Source organism: Bradyrhizobium tropiciagri (assembly GCF_001189845.1).
GTDB classification, from domain to species: Bacteria; Pseudomonadota; Alphaproteobacteria; order Rhizobiales; family Xanthobacteraceae; genus Bradyrhizobium; species Bradyrhizobium tropiciagri.
On sequence record NZ_LFLZ01000008.1, the window covers coordinates 122,122 to 146,895 of the forward strand.

A 24,774-nucleotide genomic window follows, 5' to 3' on the forward strand; every position below is an offset into this window, starting at 1 on the left:
GCGACTGTCCGGGTGATCAAGCGCAGACGATGAATTCGCTGCGCGATGACTGATGTCGTCGCGCCGAGATGAACCGCGCCGGTGGCGCGGGGGGAGCTACCAAAATGCCTGTGGCGCGTTATTTCCTGTACGTTGGTGGAGTGCTGCTCGCGCTGCTCTTCGTCGTCAATGTCATCGTGCCGCAGGAGGCCGTGGTTCCCGGCCAAAGCCAAGCCATCTCGTCGCCGGGCGTCGACAAGACCATGGTCCGCATCAGGTCGACCCAGAAGCTGCCGGAGCGGGTGGTATACGATACCAGCCAGCCGACCATTGTTCCGGCGCAGGTGAACGCGGTTGCCGCGGTCGCCCCGCAGGCTGCCGGCGACGCATCGGCACAGGCCCGCGTCCGCAACACGTTTGCCCAGTTCATTCCCGAGAAGGCTGATGCGCAGAAGGCCGTGGCCGAGGCGAAACCGGCCGACCAGCCGGCCCAGGCCCAGCCGCAGGCGCCAAAGAAGCGCAAGGTTGCGCGTTACCATGCCCATCCCCAGCAGCCGATGCGGCTGGCGCAGCCCGGCATGTATCAGCCCTACCGCGTCGCGCAGCAGCAGCAGCCGCGCATGGGCTTCTTCGGCGGTTTCGGCACCTGGTAGGCAGGGTCGCGCCGCAGCCGGCAACCGACACGCCGCCGCAAATGCTTGCGGCGGCATTTTCATGTCCGCGAGATCAGACGGCTACCGGACGCGACTAGCCGCCCGGGCCGTTCACGCCGGTTAGCGCGGCAGACGCGGAATCTTGTCGGCGAAGCCGTTGTAGCAGGTCAGCCGCTCGTCCTCTTCCTTCACGAACCGGCATTCGTTGACGCCCTTGGCAGGGGCAGCCTTCGGCTTGGGCTGCGGCTTGAAGATCTCGTCGTAGCACATCAGCCGCTCCTTGGTGGCGTCGTCGATGTCCTGGCAGGCCTGAAGCTTCTGCGCGACCGATTGCGGCTTGCCGGGCGCGGCAGCCTTCTCGCCCTTCTTGGCCGCCGACTTCTTGCCGACCTGGACCAGCGGTTTGTCGCCGACCATCGGCTGCGAGGCCGCCGCCGGCTTGTCGGCCGCGGGCGGCGGCGTGGTGGCTGGAGCGGTGCCTTGGGCAAGCGCGGCAGCCGGGCAGAGAAGCGCCAACGCGAGGATGATATGTCTCATGTTGAAAATGTCCGAAATGGCGTGATGACCGGAAGGATGGCGCCGGGGATCGGAAAAGCCCGGCAAGCGCCGAGGCTTATCGCAAGTTCTGCCCGAATCCTACCCCCAGAGATGACCCACCCGGTACCGATCCACCGGCAAAAACAGGGGCAATTCGGTCGCCGGTCCGACCGCGACCGAGCGTGATTTGCCTTTGCGGGGCCCACCGGCTATCACGGCGCCATCTGCGCGACTGGCGCTTGGATGGACCACCATCGGGGAGCGCAGAGACTGAACGCCGCGCGCCTGGGCACCGCTTCGAAACGGAGGTGCCATGACGGCGAACATTCTCGATGGGCATGCACATGCCCAAATTGTCATCGACAAGGTTGCAAGTGAACTGGACCGGCTGCCCCGCGCGCCCGGGCTTACGGTCGTGCTGGTTGGTGACGATCCGGCCAGCCAGATCTATGTGCAGAGCAAGGTCAGGATGGCCGAGCGGCTTGGCCTGCGCGGCGAGGTCGAGCGCCTGCCGGATGACGCCAGCGAGGCCGACCTGCTTGCCAGGATCGCGGCGCTCAACGCGCGCGACGATATCGACGGCATCCTGATCCAGCTGCCGCTGCCGGCGCATATCGACGCCCTGCGCGTGATGGCGGCGGTGGATCCCGCCAAGGATGTCGATGGCCTGCACGCGCTCAATGCCGGCCGGCTGTTTCACGGCGACGATGCTTTGGTGCCGTGCACGCCGCTCGGCTGTCTCAGGCTGATCAAGTCGATCCGATCGGATCTCACCGGCGCGCATGCCGTGGTGATCGGCAGCTCCAACATCGTCGGCAAGCCGATGGCCGCGCTGCTGCTGCAGGAGCAGGCGACCGTGACGCAGACCCACATCCACACTCGCGGCATCAGCAACATCTGCCGTCAGGCCGATATCCTGGTCAGCGCGGTGGGCAAGGCTGGGCTCGTGCGCGGCGACTGGATCAAGCCGCAGGCGATCGTGATCGACGTCGGCACCACGCGTGTCGAAAAGCCGGACGGCGGCTACGCGGTATGCGGCGATGTCTCTTTCGACGAGGCGGTGCAGGTTGCCGGCGCGATCACGCCGGTGCCGCGCGGCGTCGGACCGATGACGATCGCTTGCCTAATGGAGAACACCGTGAAGGCGGCCAAGGCGAGGGCGGCCCGGCTGCAATAGCGCGGGACGCCCGCGGCGGGACGCGAGCGGCTGATGTCGCTCGCGTGTCGTGCGCGAAGTTCATGACCTCGGAGGTAATGGAAAGCCCGCAGCGTTCGGCTATCGTCATGCGACAGACGGAGGCGCGCGATGCTGTATGCGGAAGATCTCACCGAGGGCCAGACATTCCGGCTCGGGACTTACACGATCGGCGAGGCCGAGATCCTGGAGTTCGCCGGGAAGTATGATCCGGTGCCGATCCATACCGATCCCGTCGCCGCTGCGGCGGGCCCGTTCGGCGGGCTGATCGCAAGCGGCTTCAACACCATTGCGATCTATCAGCGGCTCGTCGTGGAGGCGATCTGGAGCAAGGTGGCGGGCATCGTCGGGCGAAGCTTCGAGATCCGTCTGCCGAGCCCGGTCCGGCCGGGAACGACGCTGACCGGCCAATCCCAGATCCAGAAGATCACCGTCAGGCCGGAGCGGCGCGACGCCGTCGTGATCTTCAAGACCGAGCTCGTCAACGACGAGCAGCGCCCCGTGCTCGTCCTCGTGCTCGACGCGCTGATTCATATGCGCCCCGTTGAGCAGGCGCGGACATAGGCGCCGCACGATCGTTGGTCGTCGATCTGGTCGTTGCGCAATGCCGGGGCTAGTATGGCGAGCCTGCGGCCGAACTGCAGCGTATCAATGACGTCGTCCTTGACCCGGCCGGGCAGCAAGTTCGCCGATGTGGTGCAGGGCGGATGGTGCGGACGTGAAGCGGAGCAAGCAGACGCGTGGAGAGATCGAGGCCAAGCAGCGCAAGGCCGCGGCGTGGCACCACATGCTGGCGCAACGCGCCGCCGAGCGACAACGCCTCCGCGACTACAAGATCGCGCTGGCGTGCGACGAGGTTCCGGTGGTGACGAGCCGGCTCGCACCCTCGAACAGTTATTCGATTCCTGATTTTGTCGAACGCGGAACCTATCGGCCCGAGCCTTTCGTCTGCAAGGATTGCGGCGTGGCCGAGGTCTGGACGCCGCTGCAGCAGAAATGGTGGTACGAGACCGCGAAGGGCGACGTGTTCACCAAGGCCGTGCGTTGTCGCGCCTGCCGCACCAGGGAGCGCGTGCGTAAATCCGCTGCGCGCCGCGTGCATCTGGAAGGGCTCGCCAGGAAGAAGAAGCCTTCCGCCGCGTCGTGAGCGGGTGCGCGTGACCCCGTGCTGCTGCTTCACAGAGATGTGGATGTGGAACCCGCGCGCGGGCGGTCAATGCGTCGCGCGCGCGGAACGTTTCGTTGCCTGATCGGTTCGAGACTTTGAAGCCCCCGGCGAGGGGTGCGGGCGGGGAGGAACCAGCCAGGGAAGCAGTCACGGCCGGAACCAACGAGAAGGAGCAGCGGATGAAGCTTAATTCCACGCAAGTCAAGCAGACCATGTCGCAAATGAACGCCCAGGTGCTTCCGGACGATCATCCGGCGGTGGCGCAACTGAACAGCGTGTTTGGCGAGCACACGTTCTTCGTCGATACCAGCGGACTCAAGGTCCTCGAACCCGCGCAGAGCTCCGACATGCCGGGACAGACCGGCGAGGTGGTGAGCCTTGCCGAATGGAGCGACCCGGAGCTGACCTCGCTTCGGCCGCACGAGCCCGAACCGACCGGCGTGCTCATCATGCTTGAACCGAGCAAGCACTGAAGCGCGTTTCCGAGCGAAGCCGCTATCGGCTCACGCAAGAAGGAATGCGACCAGACCAGGGGATTGAGAGCATGATCCGATTCCATCGGACCATGCTCTGACCATGCTCTGAGTGCCGCATCGGACGGCACCGCAATCGGCCTTCCCGACGGCGACAGTCTCCAACGTCACGTCAAGAGGTGCCGAAAGTCACATGGCAAATCAGCACCGCCTGCGTATGCATCGTTCGAGATGGGTATCCAGGCGGTGAGGGGTAGATGGGGATCGTGCGGCGCTGGAGCCCTGACGAGGACGAAAAGCTCAGAGAACTCGCCAGGGCCGGCAAGAACGCTCTCGAGATCAGCAACGAACTGACCCGTAGCGCGTCGGCGGTGCGGCGGCGCGCCGAGGTCCTGTCGGTGCTCATCATGGCGAAGGCGTTTCGCGCGCGCCCCTCGCATGTCGCCACCCATCTCGAAAGAGTAGCGATCGACGCGATCCGAACCCGCCGCTCGTTTCCCGCAGGCGTCGGCCCGAGCACCATTGCCGGAATGATCGACAAGGGCTGGATCGTCCCGGAGCTCGGGCGGCGATATCGCGTCACCGATGCCGGCGTGGAGGCGGTGCGCCGGAAGATCCCGAGCGGGTGAAGGTTGCAGCAACCCGGCGGGCAGCAGAGCGGCGAACGGACACGGCATCTGCCACGAAAGCAAGATTTTGCGCCCGAGACGGCCGCTTGCGCCGTTGAAGCATCGGGGACACTGACAGCCGGCGGGTCTCCGGCGTGTCCAACCGTCCGGCCCGATCGCACCGATGCTTAGCGCCCAGCAGGCTCCAGACGACCGATACCAGCGTTTCGCCGATCTTGCGCCGTTCGTCCGTGAAGCGATCGACACCGTCGCCGCGTTGACCCCGGCCCAGCGGGTCGATGTGGACTTCCTCGAACGGGAGTTCATCCCGGCGCTAGGACTCAATGACGAGCTGCTTCACGAGCAGCCGCCGGAGCTTGCGCCGAGCTTTGGCAAGGGCCTGCACCTTTGGCAGTATCCGAACCAGCTCGCGCCCTATCTCGCTTGGCTTGCGCGCAACGCGGCCGGCATCACCTCGTACATGGAAATCGGCTGCCGCTGGGGCGGCATGTTCACCCTGGTCGCGGAGTGGCTCAGGACCAGCGGCGCCGACCTCAAGAGGGTGATTGCACTCGATCCGATCGCGCCGACGCCGTTCATCGCGACCTATTTCGAACTGCTACAGGAGCAGGCGCGCATCGAGCCGATCTACATGCAGGCGTTTTCAACCTCGCCGTTGGTCGCTGCGCATGTTGACTGGCTGAAGCCCGACTTCGTTTTCATCGACGGCGATCACAGCCTGCGCGGTGCGATGCAGGATCACCTGCTGGTGCGCGCCCACGCCAGCATCATCGTACATCACGACATCTACTCCCAAGCCTGTCCGGATACGACGTGGCTCTGGAAGGCGCTCAGGGAATTCGAAGCACCGAGCTTCGATGCGTTCGAATTCACCGGCCAGTATGCGTCGGTCAACGGCTCGTTCCTCGGCATCGGCGCGATGAAGCGGCGGTCAGCGCGGGCGTGGGAGCGGACGCCGGCGCTTGTCGCGATCACGCATTCGCCGGCCGCTCGCCCAGGTTCAGCTTGCTCTTGTCGCCGCCGGCCCAGGCCAGTGTCTTCGGGTCCATCACGCGGAACCAGAGCGGCGGGATCGCAGCGAGCCCAAACATGCCGGTGTAGCCGTTCGGCAGCCGCGGGATGTCGTCGAAATCGCGCAGCGACTGGTAGGGGCGCATCGGATTGGCGTGGTGATCCGAGTGACGCTGCAGGTGGAACGTCATCAGGTTCGAGACAATGTGGTTGGTGTTCCAGGAGTGGCGCGGCTCGACCGCCTGGTAGCGGCCGTTCGGCAGCTTCTCGCGCAACAGGCCGTAGTGCTCGACATAATTGGCCTGGGTCAGCGCGTACCAGCCGAGGAAATGATGCGCGACGATGAACGGCGCGACCTTCCAGCCGAACGCCGCAATCAGGATGGCCGCGACGACCAGCGTCAGTGCAAAGCCCTGCAGGATCTCGTTGTTGACCGACCAGACCGGCTCGCCGCGACGGGTCAGCCGCTCGGCCTCGTTGCGCCAGCCGCGCTTGAAGGCGCCCGGCAGTTCGCGCGTTGCGAACGCATAGATCGATTCACCGAACCGCGCGCTGGCAGGGTCTTCAGGCGTTGCGACCCAGGTGTGGTGGCCGCGATTGTGCTCGACACGGAAATGGGCGTAACCCACCGCGCAATTGGCGAGCATGCCGAAGAAGATGTTGAGCCGATCGGACTTGTGGCCGAGCTCGTGTCCAATCAGCAGCGCGCCGCCATTGATAGTGCCGACGCCGAGCAGCAGCGCGACATAGGACCACCACGGCAGCTCCTGCGTGCCGAAGAAGGTGATCAGGGCGACGTAGTTGATCCAGGGAAACGCCACGGTGATGCGCGCAAGCCGCAGATAATACGGATCGGCCTCCATCGCGGCGACCACCTCCGCCGGCGGATTGTGGGTGTCTTCGCCGAAGAGGACATCGAGCAGCGGGATCAGGATGAAGATGAAGACGAAGGGGATCAGCGTCACCAGCGGATTGTGCGTCCGCAGGAACAGCCAATAGGACAATAGCGGGATCAGCGGCGGGATGAACGAGAGCATCCACAGATAGCGCTTGCCGTCCTTGTAGGTAATAGTTTCGCCAGCGGCGTTGGTGCCCGTGAAGATCATCGCATTCCCTCCAGCTGCTCTTTCGAGGCGGCATTCGCCGTTGTTTTGCCAAACATGCCGCGAGGCGGGCCTGCGCCGCCAGTTCCCAATAGGCCAATTTTGTGGCATTTTGCGCCAAGCCGTTCGGCTGGACGCTCGCGAGGGAGGGCGCCGACGCAATGCAGGGATCGGAGGCGGACGCCCTTCGGGTGCCGGTGTCCGCGAGCTATGCGCGGGCGCTGGTGCGGGCGTTCGGCAAGACGCGGGGCGAGCGCGACGAACTGCTCAAGGGCACCGGCGTCGAACAGGATCTGCTCGACCAGCCGGGCGCCCACATGCCGGTCTCCGCGCTGGTGATGTTGGCCGCCAACATCACCCGTCGCCATGGCGAGCTGTGGCCGTTGTCGGCCGCGGCGGTCTGGTCGACATCGCTGCAAGGTGCGCTCGATGTCGCGACCAGGACGGCGCCGACCATCGCCGATGCGTTGAACATCGGTGCGCGCTTCGGGTCGACCCGCGCGCCCTTCATCCGCAACCGGCTGCGCAAGACCGCGCGCTCGATCCAGATCGAAATTGCTCCGGCGGTCCCCATGGAAGGCGCGTTGTGGCGCGCCGTGGCGCTGGCGGTCAGTCTCAACATCCACGCCGCGTATGAGCAGCTGTTCGAGGATGCGATCGGAGAGGCGACGCTGAAATTTCCCTGGCAGCCGCCTGCGGGCGCGGAGCGGCTGATGCAGCATTATTCGTGCGCCGTGGAGTTCAACGCGGCCGCCTTCATCTTCGACGTGCCGAACGAGCTGTGCGCGCGGCCTTCGCCGTTTGCCGATCCGGAATTGCACGCCAAGGCGATAGAGGCCCTGGAGGCGATCGAGAAGCCGCGCTCGGACACTGCGGCGATGGCGCGGATGGTCGAGAGCCTGATCGCGGCGCGGCTGCCGCATCGTCTGGCTGAGGAGGAGGCCGCGCGCCTCGTCGGCACCTCGCGGCGGACGCTGGTACGGCGGCTGGCAGAGGCGGGCTGCGCCTTCCGCCCGCTGCTCGATGGCGTGCTGCGCGAGCGTGCGCGGACCATGCTCGCGGAAGGCAAGCAGTCACGCGACGAGATGGCGGCTGCGCTCGGCTACACCGATGCGACGAGCTTCAGCCGCGCTTGCCGGCGCTGGTTCGGCGCGAAGGGCGTGCGGGCCTAGCTCAGCGGCGCGCTGTGGCGCGGCTGCGCGGGCTCGCCGCCGTTCGACAAGTGAGGCTGGCTGACCGAGGGATCGTTGCGCCGACGCTTCGAGGCCCACGCGATGAACGGGTAGGCGAGGAGCGCCAGATATCTGGTGGGCATTGGATGGTCGACGCCGAACGTCGTCGCCTTCCTTGCCGTCGGAAGATGGGCGCTGCCGAACAGCACATCGTAGAACGAGATGAAACCGGCGAAGTTCTTGTCCCTGGCTTCGGCCTCGCTGCTGTGGTGCCAGTGGTGAAATTCTGGCGACACCAGGATGTAGCGCAGTGGTCCGTAGTTCAGGCGCACGTTGCGTGGACCAGCCAGGTCTGCCAGAAGTAGACGAGGAGGTAAGTCGCGATCGCTTCGGTGGAGAAACCGAGCGCGTAAAGCGGAAACAGCGCGCCGGCCTTCATGAAGATCACGTCGAGCGGGTGCTGGTGGATCGCAGCGAGCCAGTCCAGCTCCTCGACCGCATGATGAACGGAATGGATCTGCCACATGGCCGGGACGATGTGCAGGATGCGGTGCGTCCAGTAGATGCCGAGGTCCGCGATCAGGATCACGATGGGCACCTGGACCAGATACGGAAGATTGCCGATCGGCTGCGTCACCGCCGCAGGCAGGACCGACTGTTTGACCAGAATGGCCACCGTCGTGATGGCGATCACGCCGACCAGCACCAGCCACCCGTTGATGAACAGGAAGGCCATGTCAGTCAGCAGGCCACGCCTGAAAATCTTCTGAGGCCTCGCAGCGAACAGTCGCTCGAAAGGCACGAAGATCAAAACTGCCAGCAGAAGCTGATTCACTCCCAATAAATCGCGCATTCAAAATGGCCGCCCTGAAATGCCGGTAGCCTATCACCTCGGCTCCCGACGGCGTCAATAGGAAGGAAAGCCCAAACCGGGGGATCGTTAAACGGGACAGTTAAGCGGGAACACGAACCGGCATGCTCCAGCTCGCCGGTCGGGGCAGGAGACGAGGCAAGACCACGCGACAGGTCAAAACGATCTGGGTGGTGCGGCCATTGGCGCGCTCGGAGAGATTCGAATTTTTATTGTAAACCAATAATATATCTAGCGATTTTCCGTAAGCCTCTATCCGAGGGGTAAGTTGAGGGGCAGGGTGCGATTTATTTTTTGGCGCAGCTGACCCGACCGTGTACCTAGCCAACGCGCAGCATGGTGTGGAGGCATCCATTTGGCCGAGCAGCTTGAGAACGTTCGGACGGTCGGGGTAGGTCGAAGCACTAAAAGCAGCAAAATGCGTCACGGGGCAGGGTGCTGCGTGCTACTTGCTACTTGCTGTTGGCGTTCTGCGGCTGTTCTGACCCCTCGAGGTTGGTCTAGGCCCCATCCAGATTCCGCTTTTTCCGCATCGACCGTGTCTGTCCGCACGCCCTCTTGAAACGCCCATAGGGCGGCTTTGGAGGTGGAAATAGCGCCTGAAGGGCCGGGCATTCAATAAATTCCCTCAGCCTGGTTGCGGCGCTGGATGCGGCTGCTGTAAAACGCTGTCGAACCCGAGTTCAGCGATGGCACTCGGAATTCACGCTGATGCCGAAGCGACGTGGCACGGTCACCTCAGGGTCTCCACCCAAGCCGAAGTTCACAAAAACCAAGCCCAAATGGAGAAGTCCAAGATGAAACCACCCGTCATCAAAACCCCTGCTCGCGTCCGTAACACGATGGGTTCGAGGGTTCGAAAAGGTCTAGCAGCAATCACGGCACTGGGGACCCGCAAGGGTTGATCGTTGTCACGTCCAACTTCAACTTCGTGAGCTACAAGTTGCCAAGCTGAAAGCAGCCGCCCCACCAGTTTAAGGCCCCGGTCACCCCGGGGCCTTTTGCTTTTCAGTGGGTCGGGAAGATCCACACGATAAGGGCTAAGCAAATCACCATCGCGATCACGATGCCGATGACAGTCCTTTCTGCAAACCGGTGGCTGCGGTCTTGCCGCTCTGTCCCGTGAAAGAGCTCGTTCATCTCATCGAAAGGCTCAGGCGTGATCCATCGGGCGGTGATTTGCGCGGCTCGGTCAACGTTCGGCGCCGGGTTCATTTCGGCTGTTCCGGGTTGACCGAGCCCGGTAGAACGCTGGTTACGGCAAGGCGGGGGATAAGTTATGCAATGTCAAGCCGGTGGCCGGATTACTTATCAACAGGCTAGGACACTCTGTCCTAAGCGGTTTCCGGTAAGGCTACCGGCCTATCCACAGGGCCGGCTCAAATCACCGCGGGATAAGTGGTGGGGAAAGTCGAATCGCCGCTGCCGAGTCCGCGACTCATAGGGTAGAAGGTGAATCGGGCGATGCTCTTGGAAAGCACCGCCCGACCCCTGGGGTGGAGATCCCGAAGGACTCTCCGCCTGAACAACGAAGGTTCTCGCTCCCCCCAGGCATTCTGTCAATCACTGCGCGATGTCGTCTCGCGCCACGATGGAGCTATGCCTATGAAGACCCTGTTGAAGATTCGTCGCTTTGTTATCCGCAACTGGAAGTTCTTGCTGCAGACCGGAGTGGCGGTCCTCGGTATCCTGCACCGATAACCGTGAGATACCACTGTGTACGTGACGTACTTCGACGAAGTTAAAGCCCAGCCGACGCAAGCCCAGAACTACTACTTCGTGGGCGGCATCTGCGTGCCGATGGACAAGATCATAGAGATCGAGGGCCATCTGAATAAGCTGGCGATCGAGCTATTCAAGACGGCGGACCTGACGCCGGACACCTGCTTCCATGCACGCCTCATCCATTTCAAGAAGGGACCGTTCGGGAACATGGATTTCCCGGCACGTCTGGCAGTGCTGAGGCGCCTGACCGAGATACTCGCCGAAGCGCCTGTGAAGCGTGTCTATGTCGCTATCGACTATGAGAAGCTGAAAGCCAAGCACAAGGTAGCGGAGATCGCGTTCGCCCATTTCTGCGAGCGCGTCGAGTTGGCGATGGAGAAGGACGAGCGGACCATCCTGATTGGCGACCTAGACAATCAGGAATTCAAGAACATGATTGCCGACTTCGCGAAGTACCGTACCAATGGCACACCGTGGGATTGGGGCATCAAGATCACCAGCATTGTGGACTCGGTCCACTTCGCCCGGTCGCATCACTCCCGCATGATCCAACTTGCGGACATCTACCTGTATACGGTGTCTCACAGGTACGGCAGCAGGAAGGGTGGCTTCGCTGACGCCTACTCAGGCGTGTTGAAAGATTTCAACCTATTTCCGACCCGCTATAAGGTCTGGCCGCGCGATTGAGTTGTCGTTTGCAGCTATGAGCATTACGTCGTCGTAAGAGAAGTCTCTCACGAGCGCCGCGCCTTGGTACGGGTTGATCGCATTACCGTATCCATGCCCTTCTTCGCATTCGAGAAGGCCGCGACTCCACCGAGCACGAGCCGTACTTAGGCGGCAAGTACGATCCAGAAATCCTTCAGCCCAATGCTGAACGGAAGAGGCAAGGGAAGAAGTGACTTGGTGGGTGGGCAGGCGGGTCGATTCCCGGATCGCAACACGACCTCGGCCACATCGCCGAGTTAAGTGAAATCGTTAATTTTGCCTGGGCGCGCCGGTATAAGTCTCTGAATTGCCTGTGTAAATAATGTTGGGATTGGTTAATAACCTTCTCTTATCCTGTCCACCATAAGCCAGGGTGCGTTGCGACTTGCAGCCCCGTCGCCGAACATAATTGTGAGGTGCGTCGCAACGGTTGACGGGCCCTCATAGGCCGCAAGGTGAGACAGGCGAAGACAGGAGGTCGAGGTGTCGAACCCAGACTTGGTGGAAATTTCGAAACGGAGCGGCGACTTCAGCAAGCATTACGGCAAGTTCTGGGGTGGTCTGATCCATCTCTCTCACGTCAACGCTGCTGCGGGCCGTAGACCTTTTCTGTGGAGCGGGCTGGCTGGTCTTGGGACTGCTGCTGCCGGGCTTCTGCTGAAATACGGGCACGTGCTTGGCAATGATGATCGAGGGGCACGGAAGCCCGCCATATGCGCGTTTCGCTGTCGACAATCGCAACAAGACCGACCGCAACGATGCACGCGGCATCGCGCAGATGATGCGGTTGGGCTGGTATCGCACCGTCCCATGTCAAGAATATCGAGATGCAGAAAATGCGCTCGCTGCGGGCCGACAGAAACCTCCTCAAGCGCAAGCTGATCGACCTTGAAAACCATATTCGTGGCACGCTGAGGGTCCGGTCCGAGCAGTCGGCCGCGGAGGACACGAAGCGTGGGTACGCGAGCTGATCGAGCACAGCGATCCGGCATTTTCCATGATGATCGAGGCCATGATGGACGTACGCCGAGCAATCTGTGAAGGCTACGAACAATTGCATAAAGTGCGCCTGCAGGTCGTCCGGCATGATGCGGTCTGTCGCCGGTTGATAACTGTTCCTGGCGTCGGTCTCGTTGCCGCCCTTTCGTTCAAGGTCGGTGTTAATGACCCGCTTCGTTTTGCATGATCGTCGCACGCAGGCTTGCGAGCATCCTGCACAGAGTGTGGGTTAGTGAGACCGGATTTCCATGTCGGCTTCGGCACCAAGGTCACACAACGACTTTGTTTGAGACCTGCGGCCCGAGTGCGTGGACAACCCTGTTTTGCGAACCTGATGAAGAGCATGCGAAGGCCCAAGTGCTGAACGCGATGGAACGCATCGACCCCGCCTGGTGAATGCTGATCGCAAGCGCGATGTGGTGACGTATGGCCGCCTGCGGCGGCTCGGCCACAAGGCCGGCTCGCTGTCGCCTTGGCTGCAGGGCGAGCTTGTGCGGCGCGGCCTGCCGGCGGTCTGCCTGAGACCCTGCATGTGCGCGCAGCGCTGGAGGCGCAGCGCAACAAGACCGACCGGGCCGATGCGCTCGGCATTGTCCACATCATGCGTACCGGCTGGTTCCGGCGCGCGCATATCAAGAGCGCGGCTTGCTACCGGCTGAGGCTGCTGCTGACGCACCGGCACAATCTGAAGCGCAAGTTTTTGGATCTCGAGAACGCGATCCGGCACTCCTTGAAGGTGTTTGCCATCCGGCTGAACCGGGTCGGGCGGGGCTGCTTTGCGCAAGCCGTGCGCGAGGCGGTGGCGGGTGATGCGCTGGTAGCCGAGCTGATCGACGCCATGCTGAACGCGCGCGCGGCACTGTGGAAGGAGTATTGCCGGCTGCACGATCTGGTGGTCCGCCCGGTCGCCGGCCAAGCGTTGTGCCGGCGCTTCATGCAGATTCCCGGCGTCGGCCCGGTGGCGGCGCTCAGCTTCATGACCGCGGTCAACGATCCCACGCGCTTCAAGCGCTCGCGCGACGTGGCGGCCTATTTTGGCCTGACCTCGCGGCCCTGGCAGTCCGGCACCTCGGTCGACGTCCAAGGGGCGGATCAGCAAGGCCGGCGACGGCGACGCGCGTCGGGCGCTCTATGAGGCGGCGAGCGCACTGATGACCCGCTACAAGAAGCAGGACAAGGTCAAGACGGGGGGCTGGCGCTGGCCAAGCGCGCCTCGCATCGCAAGGCGACGGTGGCGGTCGCGCGCAGGCTCGCCGTGATCATGCATGCGATGTGGACCGACGGCACGTTCTACTGCGGCGATCCGGATGTCCCGGCAGCGCAGATGCGCGCCGAGCGGACCGCAAAGCAACGCAGGTTGCTCGGGGCTTACGCATGAGCCACGCGATCAATCGACCGGTTGACGGCGCGGTGATCGCCGCGCCCTGAACATGGAGCTCCGCCGCGGGCGGATGAGGACTGGTGCAGCACACAAACGACGGAACGCACGTTATCTTGCCTGCGACGATGCATCTTCGGATGCCGACCGATCGCGCCGGATTGCCTGTGATGTGGCTCCGTCATGCCGATGGAAAGATGCGCCGCGACGGCGTCCACGCTGCCTTACTGCAGCGATTTTGTGCTGCCGCTGAGCGCGGAAAATTGCACGGCGCATCAGCACTCATGACGATCGCGGCGCATCGCGTCATGAAGTGGATCAATCAGGCTTGTCGCAGCAAAGAAAGGAAGCGAGAATGCCTGAGATCAGGCAGACGACACGACCGATTAAGACGGCTCTTCAAATCGGGCTTCGAGATACCGGTGCACGGGGATAATGCGGCCGTGGCCGAATTCAGAGCCTGGTGCCGCGACTCGGAACGTCGTTGCCACAAGGGATCGTGGTGGTGGAAGCGCGCCATATGCGCGTTTCGTTGTCGACGATGCGCAATAAAACGGAACGCAACGATGCGCGCGGCGTGATGCGGCTGGGCTGGTATCGCGCCGTCCATGTCAAGAACATCGAGATGCAAAAAATGCGCTCGCTGCTAGCCAACAGGAAACTGCTCAAGCGTAAGCTGATCGACCTTGAAAACCACATTCGTGGCACACTGAGGGCGTACGGGCTACTGGTTGGAGCGGTCGGCCGCGGGGGTACGAAGCGCGGGTTCGCGAGCTCATCGAGCACAGCGATCCGATATTTTCCATGATGATTGAGGCCATGTTGGACGTACGCCGAGCGATCTTCGACGGCTACGAACGATTGCATAAAGTGCTCCTGCAGGTCGTCCAGCACGATGCGATTTGTCGTCGCCTGATGACCGTACCCGGCGTCGGCCCCGTTGCGGCCCTTTCGTTCAAGGTGGGTGTCGATGACCCTTTTCGTTTTGCACGATCTCGGACAGTCGGCGCGCATTTTGGCCTGACCCCAAAGCGACACCAGTCTGGAACCTCCATCGACTATGAAGGTCGAATTACCAAACAGCGCGACGTCACGGTTCGCGAGGCGCTCTGCGAGGCGGCCGCAAGCCTTCTGCTTAGGGTCAGGAAATGGTCCGCGTTGCGGGCCTGGGGCCTGCGGATCGCCAAGCGGTCGAGCATGCTATGCGCGATCGTCGCGGTCGCGCGCAAGCTAGCGGGTGTCCTGCACAGAATGTGGGTCAACGAGACCGATTTCCATGTCGGCTTTGGCGCCAAGGTCACGCAACGACTTCGTTTGAGACCTGCGCAGTAGTTGCGGCGGGGCCGCAAAAGATTGACGCTGGTGTTACAGCCAGCATGTTGAGAAGGAGCAACCAATAGAGATCCGCGCGCGCGGTGAGCGTCCCCTGGCGGGGCCGCGAAACGGGGAATGTCCGCTATCTCTCGCCTGCTGCCATCTACGTGATGAGAGCGCCAGACTGCTTGGACAGCCCTGTTTACGAACCTGATGAAGAGCATGCGACGGCCAAAGTGCTGAACGCGAAGGAACGCATGGACCCCGCCTGGTGAATGCCGATCGCAAGCGCGATGTGGTGACGTGTGTGCGTTGTCGATGCAGTGAGTCTGTCATGACAGAAGTGCGAAGAGTCGAAGAAAAGCGTAGGAATGTGTTGACTTTGAACGCCCGATTAAGAGGGCGAGATAAAAGAGGCTCGCCTGTCGAACCGCAAGCCATTGGCATGGCTTGGGTTCTGGCGTGCCGTTTGGTCGGGAGCGTGCCTTGCAAGGAAGTTTCATCAATTAGATCAACGATTCTTTCGGCACTATTGGCCTGCGGAGGGACCGTGCTTGGAAACAGCGCGTGGCCGCGCTGGATCCCCTTTGCGTGCCATCGCACGGGCCACCGTCAATGCTGTCTCACCACCTCGCCGAGGCAGACAGCTCGAATGTTCGCGGCGCGCCAAGGTAAACCTGATCCGGGTAACCTGGATCGGACCATGCCGCGTAGAGGGTGTTGGTCACGTTGCGAACGCGGAAGCTGACGCGCATCTTCTCCAGCCCCTGCCACCACAGGTCCCGGCCCGGGACATCGACGAACGCGAACAGATCGCCGGTGGTGTAGGGCAGCATCATGGTCAGATTGTCCGGCGCCAGGAAGCGCTGGCCAACGTGACGAACCGAGCCACCGATTTCGACCGGCCAGCGCCATTCGTTGAAGCGGTAGGACGCGCCGGCATTGATGATGATGGGAGCGATGTTCGGCGGCGTATTGCCGGTCTGGACGTCGAAATCGTCGTAGCGCGATTGCGTGAGCGCGACGTTGCCCCAGACCTTGACGTTGTCGATCGGGCGGACCGCCGCGGCGAACTCCACGCCCTGGGTATGGACCTGACCGGCGAGCGTCGAGACCGCGTTGGTCAGCGCCACATAGACGTTGTTGCGCTTGATGTCGTAGACCGAGACGGTGGCTTCGGCCCGCTTGTCGTCCGAGATGATCTTGGCGCCGGCCTCATAGATGCGGGCGCTAGTCAGCTCCAGCGACGTGCCCGGCGTGACAGAGAAGATACCGGCCGCCGCAGGATCGTAGGCCGTCGCATACATGCCATAGAACAGCAGACCCTTCACGGGCTCGAGGGTCGCCGCGCCGCGATAGGACACCGGATTCCAGGTCTTGCTGAAGGGCTGGCCCGCCGGAACGGTACCGTCGAAATTGAGGCCGTCACGCGATAGCGTCAGATCCTCCACGCGAATGCCGCCTATGAGGGCCAGCATCGGTGTGATCTTGAGCCTGTCCTCAACCGACAGCGCGGCATTGTCGAGCCGGCTGTTGCGGATGTTGGGTTGCGGAATTCCATACAGTCCGGGGGTTGGGTTGATGACGTCCACCGAGTCCGCCGGATAGGTGTCGGGGTTGCCTTCCTGCCGGAACTGGATGTCGTTGCGGCTCACCGAGACCTGGGTGGCGAGACGGTTTTCCATGCCAAAGAACGACGTGTTCCAGATCACGTCCGTGTTGTCGCCGACCACGCGCTGCTTGTGCGTGACGAAGAAGCGGTCGCGGTCGATCATCGAGGTCCCGGTGTTGAAGGCGTAGGTCTCGCTGTCGTACCAATGGCGCTTGGCGCCGAACTCGTAGGCCTGGTTCCTGACGGTAAGGCTGTCATTGACGTTCCATTCGAAGCCGCCGCGTAGCCAGAGCTCGTGCGCGCCCGTGGAATCGTCGGCCACGTTGTAGTTTGTCTTCAACGTTCGGGAGTCGACGGTGACCGGACCGATGGTCGAGCCGTCAAAGGTGTTGGTCGCCGTTCCCGCCACGACGCCGTGAGTCGAGAACGGCCCGGAGAAGGTGGTCGTCGTCAGTGGCGTTCCCCAATAGGCGCGGCCATCGTCGCGCTTGTAGTCGACCGCACCGAACACCTTGAAGGAGTCGTTGACCCGATAGTTCAGCTGCCCGGACACGTTGTTGAGCTGTTGGTAATCGCCATCGATGAAGCTGTTGAGCCGGGACGAAGAGACGTCGAAGCGATAATCGAGCCCCGGCAGGGTTGTGCTGCCGCCCGAGCCGTAATGGGTACGATAGGTGCCGAGCGTGTCGATCGAGCCGTCCAGTTCGCTCTTGATCGGCCCCGTGGTCGGCTGCTTACTGACGTAGTTGACCGACCCGCCGATCGTGGCCAGCCCCGACATGATCGAGTTCGGCCCCTTGACGAATTCGACCTGCTGGAGGCCCGCGGTGTCCATCACGCGTGAGGTGATATCTTGCGGACCGATCCAGATGCCGTTGTAGAGCGTGGTCACTTCGCTGCCCGTGAAGCCGCGCATCGAGAACCCCGCGGGTGCGCCGGCGGCGTCGCCCGACAGCACGCCGGTCGCGCCCTGCGCGGTCTCGGTCGTGGTGCGGTATCCCTGCTCTTGCATCTGCTGCTGGCTGACGACTTCGACGGTTGCGGGCGTCTCGTGCACTGTCAGCCCAAGCAGGCTGGCGCTGCCGGCTATCACGCTACTGTTGAGCGGCGTCGCGGCCGTTGCTGCGAGAGGGGGCGGTCCCGGCACCGGCTTCGGCGCTGGCGCAGGCTGGCGTGCCGCACGCCGGACGCGCTTGGTAGGCCCGCGGCTTTCGCTGCCGCGCTGCACCGCACTCGGCCGCGGCGTGGGCGGAGTGACCGTGACGGGATTGAGCTGCTGCGGTGTTTGCGCGGACACCGGTCCGGCCGCTGCCATTGAAGCCATCAGGATGCAAAGCGCGACCGCCGAACCGGACAGCCAACGGTGCTTGCGTGAAATCAGTGAGGGCGCCGAAATACGCGCCGATGAGCGCAACACAACATCATTTGAAATGAACACGGTGGTGACCAACGGCGAAGCAAAACAGCCGTCACGTACATTCGCCGTGAGTGGCTGCCGTTCGCCCCAGGTGCGGCAGATCCCAATCGGCTTGCAACGCCCTGGAGCACCCCGCCCAATGCGTCAGTACATGACCACGACCGGTAGCAAGGTTTCCTGGCTCGCGGCTTGACGCCTCCGACCACCTTCCCAGATTCGAAACGAATCCAGTGGCTTCAAATGTCGTCGGCTCGCCGCTTACAGTTGCGGGGGCAGCTCCGGCCTTGTCCCTGAGGACGCACCGTATTCCCTTGATACGCCTTTCGGCACTACCGCCGATGAACGTGAACGGCCTCCGCAGACGAGTCAAGCAAGGGGCGCGCGTCAGATTCCGAGCGTCGCGACATGTGGCAGTTTGGTCACGCCAAACGGCCACGAGGATGCCAAACGTTCACGATCTGTTGGGATGGCGCCAATCAGCGATCTGCTGCGGGCGAGCGGCAAGCTCCCTGACGATATCGGGAGAATACAGGAAGAGGCTGACCTGCTTCCGACCGTTACTGAAGAAGGTGTGGCCGGCGGTAGGTACGCGACCTTGCTTTGACCACAGTCGCAACTCGGCTGAGGTGATCGAAAGTATCTGCTCGACCATTTTGCCCGTCAGTGGCTCCTTCCGGAGCTTTTGCAGCTTCTGCTCGACGACTTCACAAACTTGCAGAACGGAGTTCACGTCGTCCAGTTGGCAATGAATCAGAATGCCTCCTTGGCAATCTGTCACGCTGCATTCAAGCCTCTGGCGAAAGGTCGATCGCGCGATTCGAAGTGCTTGCACCGTCCTCTTGTGGGAGCCCGCCGTCAATTCTTCTGAAGGAAAGAACTCGATGGTCCGCGTCGTCAAAAGGCTGGCGGTGTTCAGATGCATATGTCCTCTCGGTCAGGGAGTGGAGGCTGCATAGGGAGAAAAGTAGGCCTGTCTTTCATCGATCATAAGCGGGCGTCCAAGCGGAGGGAAAGCCCTCTGTGGGCAATCGACGCGCTCACAGACTTTGCAGCCTATCCCAATCGGGGTCGCGGATGCGGGGTCGTGAACGTCAAGTCCACGTGAGTATACAATCTCTTCGGCGTGCCGGATGTCACACCCCAGGGCGACGGCAAACGTCTTGCTCAGCGAGCCATATCCCCCTTCGCGATGGGTGACGGTGCGCGCGATCCAGAGATACGTGCGATCGTCCGGCATTTGGGCGAGCTGGGTGAGGATGCGTTCAGGAGTCGCGAACGCCTCGTATACATTCCACAACGGGCAGGTGCCGCCGATTCTAGAGAAATGAAAATCGGTTGCGGATTGTCGTTTCGAGATGTTTCCAGCGCGATCGACGCGGATGAAGAAGAACGGCACGCCGCGTGCGGAAGGCCGTTGCAGCGTACTCAGCCGGTGGCACGTGGTTTCGAAGCCGACGCCAAACTTCTGGCCCAGCAGCTCGATGTCATAGCGAAGCTTTTGAGCGGCATCCAAGAATTCCCCATAAGGCATGATCAGTGCTCCGGCGAAATAGTTGGCGAGCCCGATGCGGGCGAGCCCGCGTGTATCCACATTGGTGAACCGTGCACCGTCGACCAGTGCTGACAATTCTCCATCGCAAGCCAGTAGGGCGATTTGAGTGGCCAACTGGAAAGCTTGTTGGCCCGGCTCCAGCTTTCGCGAGAGATGCAGGGTCGCGCATTCTTGGTCGAAGCGTCGATGTGCCGCAGCAGGCGCATCGTCGAACATCACCGTTATTCCAAATTTGTCGCGCAGATGGTCGCTAAGGCTCGCCGACGTTAGCTGGCGCGATGGCGCAAGCTGTTGTGCGAGCTGCTCGGCGGCGTCGTCCAGCTCGGCGAAGTAGTTGTGGCGTGCGTAGAAGAAGTCGCGGACTTCCTCATGGGGGGTCGAGGGCAGGATCGCGGTCGCCGCCTGGCGGTCCTCGCCGAGCCGCGCGGCAAGCACCGCGGTTTGCTCGATCGCGAGCCGGTGGTTGCGGCTGAGCGAGATGATCGCCCGCGCTACCGCGGGCATGTTGACGGCGAGCTCCCGGATTTCGGCGGCTGATACGTTCTCGCCGACGACTGTGGGCGACAGCGTCTCGCGGAGGTCGGCAACCAGCCGCGCCTCGTCATCCTCCGAGAACAGCTGCACGTCGACGCCGAAGACGGCGTTGAGTTTGAGCAGGACGGCAATCGTCAGCGGCCGCTGGTTGTTCTCCAACTGGTTGAGGTAGCTCAGCGAAATCCCGATCGCGGACGCCAGGGCCTGCTGGGTGAGGCGGCGCTCCTCACGCAGGCGCTTGAGCCGGACGCCCATGAAAGCCTTCTTCATTTGCTCCTCCGTCGACTTCGCAAACTTCGCAGTTTTGCTGCTTGTCCTTCGCAAGTATCCGCAATTTCAGCACTATTCACACTTTGGTCTATGCGGATATTGCGAATAGCGAGCAAAGTTGCAAGGGCGTCATTCGATGCAGGCTTCCTACGGGCAGGCGGTCAGCGCGGCCGAATCCACGCGTTTCGTCGAACTGGTCTTCCCCGACCAGGCCAACCACTACGGGACCCTGTTCGGCGGCAGCGCGCTCAGCATGATGGGCAAGGCCGCCTTCGTGGCCGCGACGCGGCGGGCACGCCGAGCCGTGGTCATGGCAACCTCCGACAAGGTGGAATTCCATGATCCCGTTCGTGTCGGCGAACTCGTCGAGCTCACGGCGCGGGTTGAACGTGTCGGCCGCTCGTCGATGACGGTCGCCGTCGAAGTGATTGCCGAGGCCCTCATCTCGGGTGACCGGCGAACCGCGATGCGTGGCTCGTTCGAGATGGTCGCCGTCGACGAGCTGGGCAGGCCGACGCCTGTCGCACCGCTTCCGCAAAATAACCTCTGACAGGAAACTGAACCGTGAAACTGCACAACGTCCGAACCCATAAATCATCTGAGCATCTGCCGCGCGTGGAGCAGCTGGCCTGGAAGATTGCCGAGATCGCGTCCGATCCAGTCGCGGTCGAGCCGGCGGTGGTCGAGATGATCGGCAACCGCATCATCGACAATGCCGCTGTTGCCGCCGCCTCGCTGGCGCGGCGTCCAGTGGCCAGTGCGCGGACGCAGGCGCTCGCGCATCCCTTCAGGCCCGGCGCGACCGTGTTTGGCCTTGCACAGAGGCAGAGGATCTCACCGGAGTGGGCGGCATGGGCCAATGGCGTCGCCGTTCGCGAGCTGGACTTCCACGATACGTTCCTGGCCGCCGACTATTCCCACCCCGGTGACAACATTCCGCCGGTGCTCGCCGTGGCACAGCATTGCGGTCTCGAAGGCCGTGCGCTGCTGCGCGCCTTGCGGCCGGCTATGAAATCCAGGTCGACCTGGTGAAGGGCATCTGCCTGCACGAGCACAAGATCGACCACATCGCCCATCTCGGGCCGTCGGCCGCGGCCGGTATCGGCGCGCTTCTCAACCTGCCGACCGAGACGATCTATCAGGCGGTCCAACAAGCGCTGCACGTCACCACCACCACGCGGCAGTCGCGCAAGGGCGAGATATCGAGCTGGAAGGCCTATGCTCCCGCATTCGCCGGCAAGATGGCGATCGAGGCGGTCGATCGCGTGATGCGCGGCGAAGGTGCGCCGTCGCCGGCTTGGGAAGGCGAGGACGGCTTCGTCGCCTGGCTGCTGTCCGGACCGAAGGCCAATTACAGCGTGCCGCTGCCGGAGAAGGGCGAGCCCAAGCGCGCGATTCTCGATACCTACACCAAGGAGCATTCGGCCGAATATCAGAGCCAGGCGCTGATCGATCTCGCCCGGCGGATGGGGCCGAAGATCGGCGATCTCACCAAGATCCAGAGCATCGTGATCCACACCAGCCATCACACCCACTATGTGATCGGCACCGGCGCCAACGATCCGCAGAAGATGGACCCCAAGGCGAGCCGTGAAACGCTCGACCACTCGATCATGTACATCTTCGCCGTCGCACTCGAGGACGGCGGCTGGCACCACCAGAAATCCTACGCGCCGGAGCGTGCCGGCCGTCCGGAGACCGTGGCGCTGTGGCACAAGATCTCCACCGTCGAGGATCCGCAGTGGACGCGGCGCTATCACAGCCCCGACCCGAAGGAGAAGGCGTTCGGCGGCCGCGTCGTGGTGACGCTGAAGGGCGGATCGACCATCAGCGACGAGATCGCGGTCGCGGATGCGCATCCGCTCGGCGCGCGCCCGTTCGCCCGTGCGCAATACGTCGCCAAGTTCCGCAGTCTCGCCGACGGCGTCGTCGCGCAGCAGGAACAGGATCGCTTCCTGGCGCTGGTGGAGCGGCTGCCCGAGTTGAAGGCCGAAGAGCTCACGGGCCTCACCTTCACGGCCGCCGCCGGCCAGCTCGGCGCGACCAGCGCAACCGGCATCTTCGATTGGTCCGGCGCGTCCGCCGGACGATAGATCACAGCAGAACAACGGGAGGAACAGGATGGCTATCGAACCGACCAAGCCGGCGCCGAAGAAATCGGTTGCGCTGTCGGGTGTCGTTGCAGGCAATACCGCGCTCTGTACCGTCGGCCGCACCGGCAACGACCTGCATTACCGCGGCTACGATATCCTCGATGTCGCGGAGACCTGCGAATTCGAGGAGATCGCTCATCTCCTGGTCCACGGCACCTTGCCGAATGCCGCGGAGCTTGCCGCCTACAAGGTGAAGCTGCGCAGCCTGCGCGGCCTGCCGCTGGCGGTGCGCAATGCGCTTGAGGCGCTGCCGGCGGCGGCGCATCCGATGGACGTGATGCGAAGCGGCGTCTCGACGCTCGGCTGCGTGCTTCCGGAGGCGCACGATCATAATCATCCCGGCGCACGCGACGTCGCCGACCGGCTGATGGCCTCGCTCGGCTCGATGCTGCTGTACTGGCATCATTTTGCCCAGAATGGCCGCCGCATCGACGTCGAGACCGACGACGACACGATAGGCGGGAATTTCCTGCATCTGCTGCATGGACGCCGCCCGTCCGCATCCCACGTCCGCGCGATGCACACCTCGCTCAACCTCTATGCCGAGCATGAGTTCAACGCCTCGACCTTCACCGCCCGCTCGATCGCGGGAACCGGCGCGGACATCTATTCGGCGATCACGGGTGCGATCGGCGCGCTGCGCGGGCCCAAGCACGGCGGCGCCAACGAGGTCGCCTTCGAGGTGCAGAAGCGCTATGATGGCGTCGATGATGCCGACGCTGACATCCGCCGCCGGGTCGCCGCCAAGGAGGTGGTGATCGGTTTCGGGCATCCGGTCTACACGATCGCCGACCCGCGCAACAAGGTGATCAAGGAGGTCGCGCGGCGGCTGTCGGCGGAAGCGGGCTCGATGAAGATGTTCGAGATCGCCGACCGGATCGAGGCCGCGATGGCCGAGACCAAGAATATGTTTGCCAATCTGGACTGGTTCAGTGCGGTATCCTACCACATGATGGGCGTTCCGACCGCGATGTTCACGCCGCTGTTCGTGATCGCGCGCACCTCCGGCTGGGCCGCCCACATCATCGAGCAACGCACCGACAACAAGATCATCCGGCCCTCGGCAAACTATGTAGGTCCGGAGAACCTGACTTTCGTGCCGATCGAGCGCCGGGGCAACCCGCCGTCATCCGTGCGCGCCGCGTAAAGGACCCTGCATGCCCTATCTCGTTGCATCCGACTTGCCATCGGAATCCGCCGGCCGACGATTTCGCGAGCTGCTGAAATGCCCCGGCATCCTGAAGCTGCCGGGCGCGCACAACGGGATGGCGGCACTGCAAGCCAAGCGCGCCGGATTCGACGGCCTGTATCTGTCCGGCGCGGCCATGACCGCATCGATGGGCTTGCCGGATCTCGGCATCATCACGGTCGATGAAGTCAGCTTCTTCATACGGCAGATCGTCCGCGCCTCGGGCCTGCCGCTCTTGGTCGATGCTGACACCGGATATGGCGAGGCGCTCAATGTCATGCACGCCGTTCGGGTATTCGAGGAGGCAGGAGCGGGCGCACTGCACCTCGAGGATCAGATCCTGCCGAAGAAGTGCGGGCATCTGAATGACAAGCGGCTCGCTGACGCGCATGACATGGCGGCCAAGATCGCGGCGGCGGCGAAGGCGCGGCGCGATCTCGTCATCATCGCCCGCACTGATGCGGCGGCGAGCGAGGGGCTCGACGGCGCCGTGGCCCGCGCCAAGCTCTACATGGAGGCCGGCGCCGACGCCATCTTCCCGGAGGCGCTCAACACCGAAGACATGTTCCGCGCCTTTGCGCAGCGGATGCCTGATGTGCCGCTACTCGCCAACATGACGGAATTCGGCAAGACGCCGTTCTACACGGCCGCCGAGTTCGAGGCGATGGGCTACGCCATGGTGATCTGGCCGGTATCCGCGCTGCGCGTCGCCAACAAGGCGCAGGAAGCGCTCTATGCGGCGATCGCGCGCGACGGTGGCACGCACGGTGTCGTCGAGCGGATGCAGACCCGCGCCGAGCTTTATGCCACGATAGGCCTGCATGAGTACGAGGCGCTCGACGCCTCGATCGTCCAGACCATCATTCCCGAGGGCATGCCGCAGCGGCGCTAGTCGCCGGGCAGGAGCGGCGCTCGTTCAAGAGCGCCGCTCTCCCGCCTCACCGAGGTTAACCGCCAGAATTTCTTCCGGCGTTTCGTTCACCTCGATGATTTGTGCGTTGCTGCCGACGAATTCCAGGATCGTCTTCTTACCCTCGCGCGACATGCCGCCTACCAGCGAGATGTTGACGTAGTAGGGGTCAGCTTTGCCAAAGCGGGTGCATTTGATCCAGAACTGCATCGGCATTCTCCG

The 24,774-nt window shown here is 63.0% G+C and carries 25 protein-coding genes, 2 pseudogenes and 2 riboswitches; of the genes and pseudogenes, 16 read left to right on the forward strand and 11 right to left on the reverse strand.

The features are described 5' to 3' along the window. The first annotated feature begins 104 nt into the window (after window positions 1–104). Window positions 105–632 (forward strand): hypothetical protein, encoded by a 528-nt coding sequence (locus tag AKN84_RS09500; protein WP_193399638.1) that lies wholly within the window; start codon window positions 105–107, stop codon window positions 630–632. 120 nt (window positions 633–752) lie between these two features. Here the strand turns inward: AKN84_RS09500 and AKN84_RS09505 are convergent, their stop codons facing one another. Next, window positions 753–1,169 carry a hypothetical protein gene (locus AKN84_RS09505; protein ID WP_050420461.1) on the reverse strand — a complete coding sequence of 139 codons (417 nt, stop codon included), beginning with the start codon at window positions 1,167–1,169 and terminating at the stop codon, window positions 753–755. A gap of 218 nt (window positions 1,170–1,387) precedes the next feature. After that, window positions 1,388–1,467: riboswitch (ZMP/ZTP riboswitch) on the forward strand. 15 nt (window positions 1,468–1,482) lie between these two features. On the opposite strand from AKN84_RS09505, the gene AKN84_RS09510 reads away from it, so the two are divergent. The 5 genes from AKN84_RS09510 to AKN84_RS09530 all read left to right on the forward strand — a co-directional run bounded on the left by AKN84_RS09510 (window position 1,483) and on the right by AKN84_RS09530 (window position 4,634). After that, window positions 1,483–2,346 (forward strand): bifunctional 5,10-methylenetetrahydrofolate dehydrogenase/5,10-methenyltetrahydrofolate cyclohydrolase, encoded by an 864-nt coding sequence (locus AKN84_RS09510; protein ID WP_050420462.1) that lies wholly within the window; start codon window positions 1,483–1,485, stop codon window positions 2,344–2,346. Between the two features lie 129 nt (window positions 2,347–2,475). Beyond that, the gene (locus tag AKN84_RS09515; protein ID WP_050420463.1) at window positions 2,476–2,928 is read left to right on the forward strand and encodes a MaoC/PaaZ C-terminal domain-containing protein; all 453 of its coding nucleotides are present in this window, start codon (window positions 2,476–2,478) and stop codon (window positions 2,926–2,928) included. A gap of 154 nt (window positions 2,929–3,082) precedes the next feature. Then, entirely contained in the window at window positions 3,083–3,511 is a 429-nt protein-coding gene (locus tag AKN84_RS44760; RefSeq protein WP_202814671.1) for a zinc-ribbon domain containing protein, read from the forward strand. Window positions 3,512–3,711: 200 nt separating this feature from the next. After that, a complete protein-coding gene (locus AKN84_RS09525; RefSeq protein WP_050420464.1) occupies window positions 3,712–4,005 on the forward strand; it encodes a hypothetical protein in 294 nt (97 codons plus the stop codon). Between the two features lie 257 nt (window positions 4,006–4,262). Continuing rightward, entirely contained in the window at window positions 4,263–4,634 is a 372-nt protein-coding gene (locus AKN84_RS09530; protein ID WP_050420465.1) for an SANT/Myb-like DNA-binding domain-containing protein, read from the forward strand. 643 nt (window positions 4,635–5,277) lie between these two features. Here AKN84_RS09530 and AKN84_RS47230 read toward each other — a convergent pair. Together AKN84_RS47230 and AKN84_RS09540 are read right to left on the reverse strand one after the other, a co-directional pair. Next, on the reverse strand, window positions 5,278–5,415 hold the full coding sequence (locus tag AKN84_RS47230) for a hypothetical protein (RefSeq protein WP_157863266.1): 138 nt from the start codon (window positions 5,413–5,415) through the stop codon (window positions 5,278–5,280). Between the two features lie 190 nt (window positions 5,416–5,605). Further along, a complete protein-coding gene (locus AKN84_RS09540) occupies window positions 5,606–6,751 on the reverse strand; it encodes an alkane 1-monooxygenase (RefSeq protein ID WP_050420467.1) in 1,146 nt (381 codons plus the stop codon). Between the two features lie 158 nt (window positions 6,752–6,909). On the opposite strand from AKN84_RS09540, the gene AKN84_RS09545 reads away from it, so the two are divergent. Next, a complete protein-coding gene (locus tag AKN84_RS09545) occupies window positions 6,910–7,920 on the forward strand; it encodes a helix-turn-helix domain-containing protein (RefSeq protein WP_157863267.1) in 1,011 nt (336 codons plus the stop codon). Here AKN84_RS09545 and AKN84_RS48820 read toward each other — a convergent pair. The 3 genes from AKN84_RS48820 to AKN84_RS09555 form a co-directional block, all read right to left on the reverse strand. Further along, window positions 7,917–8,252: a sterol desaturase family protein gene (locus tag AKN84_RS48820; RefSeq protein ID WP_244484996.1), complete on the reverse strand. Its 336-nt coding sequence runs from the start codon at window positions 8,250–8,252 to the stop codon at window positions 7,917–7,919. The genes AKN84_RS09545 and AKN84_RS48820 overlap by 4 nt on opposite strands. Next, a complete protein-coding gene (locus AKN84_RS48825; protein ID WP_244484997.1) occupies window positions 8,243–8,755 on the reverse strand; it encodes a sterol desaturase family protein in 513 nt (170 codons plus the stop codon). Before AKN84_RS48825 ends, AKN84_RS48820 begins: the two co-directional genes overlap by 10 nt. Before the next feature lie 1,044 nt (window positions 8,756–9,799). Next, window positions 9,800–10,006 (reverse strand): hypothetical protein, encoded by a 207-nt coding sequence (locus AKN84_RS09555; protein WP_050420469.1) that lies wholly within the window; start codon window positions 10,004–10,006, stop codon window positions 9,800–9,802. A gap of 507 nt (window positions 10,007–10,513) precedes the next feature. Here AKN84_RS09555 and AKN84_RS09560 point away from each other — a divergent pair. Beyond that, window positions 10,514–11,203 (forward strand): DUF3800 domain-containing protein, encoded by a 690-nt coding sequence (locus AKN84_RS09560; protein ID WP_162240856.1) that lies wholly within the window; start codon window positions 10,514–10,516, stop codon window positions 11,201–11,203. A gap of 601 nt (window positions 11,204–11,804) precedes the next feature. On the opposite strand, the gene AKN84_RS44765 is transcribed toward AKN84_RS09560, so the two are convergent. Beyond that, complete coding sequence (locus tag AKN84_RS44765; protein ID WP_128970576.1) at window positions 11,805–12,311, reverse strand: hypothetical protein; 507 nt, start codon at window positions 12,309–12,311, stop codon at window positions 11,805–11,807. A gap of 343 nt (window positions 12,312–12,654) precedes the next feature. Here AKN84_RS44765 and AKN84_RS09570 point away from each other — a divergent pair. From AKN84_RS09570 to AKN84_RS09580, 3 genes and pseudogenes are all read left to right on the forward strand, one after another. After that, a pseudogene (locus AKN84_RS09570) lies at window positions 12,655–13,601 on the forward strand (IS110 family RNA-guided transposase); the annotation flags it as partial. 484 nt (window positions 13,602–14,085) lie between these two features. Further along, a complete protein-coding gene (locus tag AKN84_RS09575) occupies window positions 14,086–14,409 on the forward strand; it encodes a transposase (protein WP_128970577.1) in 324 nt (107 codons plus the stop codon). Continuing rightward, the gene (locus AKN84_RS09580) at window positions 14,406–14,933 is read left to right on the forward strand and encodes an IS110 family transposase (RefSeq protein ID WP_050420473.1); all 528 of its coding nucleotides are present in this window, start codon (window positions 14,406–14,408) and stop codon (window positions 14,931–14,933) included. Before AKN84_RS09575 ends, AKN84_RS09580 begins: the two co-directional genes overlap by 4 nt. Window positions 14,934–15,538: 605 nt before the next feature. Here the strand turns inward: AKN84_RS09580 and AKN84_RS09585 are convergent. Next, on the reverse strand, window positions 15,539–17,842 hold the full coding sequence (locus AKN84_RS09585) for a TonB-dependent receptor (protein WP_128970578.1): 2,304 nt from the start codon (window positions 17,840–17,842) through the stop codon (window positions 15,539–15,541). 13 nt (window positions 17,843–17,855) lie between these two features. Between AKN84_RS09585 and AKN84_RS47235 the strand changes: the two genes are divergently transcribed. Further along, window positions 17,856–18,137 (forward strand): hypothetical protein, encoded by a 282-nt coding sequence (locus tag AKN84_RS47235; protein ID WP_157863268.1) that lies wholly within the window; start codon window positions 17,856–17,858, stop codon window positions 18,135–18,137. After that, window positions 18,094–18,293, reverse strand: a riboswitch (cobalamin riboswitch). It overlaps the preceding gene by 44 nt. Window positions 18,294–18,395: 102 nt before the next feature. Here AKN84_RS47235 and AKN84_RS09590 read toward each other — a convergent pair. Beyond that, entirely contained in the window at window positions 18,396–18,866 is a 471-nt protein-coding gene (locus AKN84_RS09590) for a hypothetical protein (protein ID WP_050420474.1), read from the reverse strand. A 12-nt stretch (window positions 18,867–18,878) separates the two neighbouring features. Continuing rightward, a complete protein-coding gene (locus AKN84_RS09595; RefSeq protein WP_050420475.1) occupies window positions 18,879–20,300 on the reverse strand; it encodes a short-chain fatty acyl-CoA regulator family protein in 1,422 nt (473 codons plus the stop codon). 136 nt (window positions 20,301–20,436) lie between these two features. On the opposite strand from AKN84_RS09595, the gene AKN84_RS09600 reads away from it, so the two are divergent. From AKN84_RS09600 to prpB, 4 genes and pseudogenes are all read left to right on the forward strand, one after another. Continuing rightward, a complete protein-coding gene (locus AKN84_RS09600; RefSeq protein ID WP_050420476.1) occupies window positions 20,437–20,850 on the forward strand; it encodes an acyl-CoA thioesterase in 414 nt (137 codons plus the stop codon). 14 nt (window positions 20,851–20,864) lie between these two features. Continuing rightward, a pseudogene (locus tag AKN84_RS09605) lies at window positions 20,865–22,393 on the forward strand (MmgE/PrpD family protein). A gap of 28 nt (window positions 22,394–22,421) precedes the next feature. Continuing rightward, window positions 22,422–23,600 (forward strand): bifunctional 2-methylcitrate synthase/citrate synthase, encoded by a 1,179-nt coding sequence (gene prpC / locus AKN84_RS09610; protein ID WP_193399639.1) that lies wholly within the window; start codon window positions 22,422–22,424, stop codon window positions 23,598–23,600. Window positions 23,601–23,610: 10 nt separating this feature from the next. Then, on the forward strand, window positions 23,611–24,534 hold the full coding sequence (gene prpB / locus AKN84_RS09615; RefSeq protein ID WP_050420477.1) for a methylisocitrate lyase: 924 nt from the start codon (window positions 23,611–23,613) through the stop codon (window positions 24,532–24,534). A 24-nt stretch (window positions 24,535–24,558) separates the two neighbouring features. Here the strand turns inward: prpB and AKN84_RS09620 are convergent, their stop codons facing one another. Beyond that, entirely contained in the window at window positions 24,559–24,762 is a 204-nt protein-coding gene (locus AKN84_RS09620) for a hypothetical protein (RefSeq protein WP_128970579.1), read from the reverse strand. Between the last annotated feature and the right edge of the window lie 12 nt (window positions 24,763–24,774).

Bases quoted from the DNA above. Each gene is read 5' to 3' on its own strand.
- prpB (WP_050420477.1), top strand. From the start codon at position 23,611: ATGCCCTATCTCGTTGCATCCGACTTGCCATCGGAATCCGCCGGCCGA.
- AKN84_RS09505 (WP_050420461.1), bottom strand. From the start codon at position 1,169: ATGAGACATATCATCCTCGCGTTGGCGCTTCTCTGCCCGGCTGCCGCG.
- AKN84_RS09620 (WP_128970579.1), bottom strand. From the start codon at position 24,762: ATGCAGTTCTGGATCAAATGCACCCGCTTTGGCAAAGCTGACCCCTAC.
- prpC (WP_193399639.1), top strand. From the start codon at position 22,422: ATGGCTATCGAACCGACCAAGCCGGCGCCGAAGAAATCGGTTGCGCTG.
- AKN84_RS09530 (WP_050420465.1), top strand. From the start codon at position 4,263: ATGGGGATCGTGCGGCGCTGGAGCCCTGACGAGGACGAAAAGCTCAGA.
- AKN84_RS09540 (WP_050420467.1), bottom strand. From the start codon at position 6,751: ATGATCTTCACGGGCACCAACGCCGCTGGCGAAACTATTACCTACAAG.
- AKN84_RS09600 (WP_050420476.1), top strand. From the start codon at position 20,437: ATGCAGGCTTCCTACGGGCAGGCGGTCAGCGCGGCCGAATCCACGCGT.
- AKN84_RS09545 (WP_157863267.1), top strand. From the start codon at position 6,910: ATGCAGGGATCGGAGGCGGACGCCCTTCGGGTGCCGGTGTCCGCGAGC.
- AKN84_RS09500 (WP_193399638.1), top strand. From the start codon at position 105: ATGCCTGTGGCGCGTTATTTCCTGTACGTTGGTGGAGTGCTGCTCGCG.
- AKN84_RS09580 (WP_050420473.1), top strand. From the start codon at position 14,406: ATGATGATTGAGGCCATGTTGGACGTACGCCGAGCGATCTTCGACGGC.
- AKN84_RS47235 (WP_157863268.1), top strand. From the start codon at position 17,856: ATGCAAAGCGCGACCGCCGAACCGGACAGCCAACGGTGCTTGCGTGAA.
- AKN84_RS09585 (WP_128970578.1), bottom strand. From the start codon at position 17,842: ATGGCAGCGGCCGGACCGGTGTCCGCGCAAACACCGCAGCAGCTCAAT.
- AKN84_RS09595 (WP_050420475.1), bottom strand. From the start codon at position 20,300: ATGAAGAAGGCTTTCATGGGCGTCCGGCTCAAGCGCCTGCGTGAGGAG.
- AKN84_RS09515 (WP_050420463.1), top strand. From the start codon at position 2,476: ATGCTGTATGCGGAAGATCTCACCGAGGGCCAGACATTCCGGCTCGGG.
- AKN84_RS44765 (WP_128970576.1), bottom strand. From the start codon at position 12,311: ATGCCGGACGACCTGCAGGCGCACTTTATGCAATTGTTCGTAGCCTTC.
- AKN84_RS09555 (WP_050420469.1), bottom strand. From the start codon at position 10,006: ATGAACCCGGCGCCGAACGTTGACCGAGCCGCGCAAATCACCGCCCGA.
- AKN84_RS09525 (WP_050420464.1), top strand. From the start codon at position 3,712: ATGAAGCTTAATTCCACGCAAGTCAAGCAGACCATGTCGCAAATGAAC.
- AKN84_RS09590 (WP_050420474.1), bottom strand. From the start codon at position 18,866: ATGCATCTGAACACCGCCAGCCTTTTGACGACGCGGACCATCGAGTTC.
- AKN84_RS09510 (WP_050420462.1), top strand. From the start codon at position 1,483: ATGACGGCGAACATTCTCGATGGGCATGCACATGCCCAAATTGTCATC.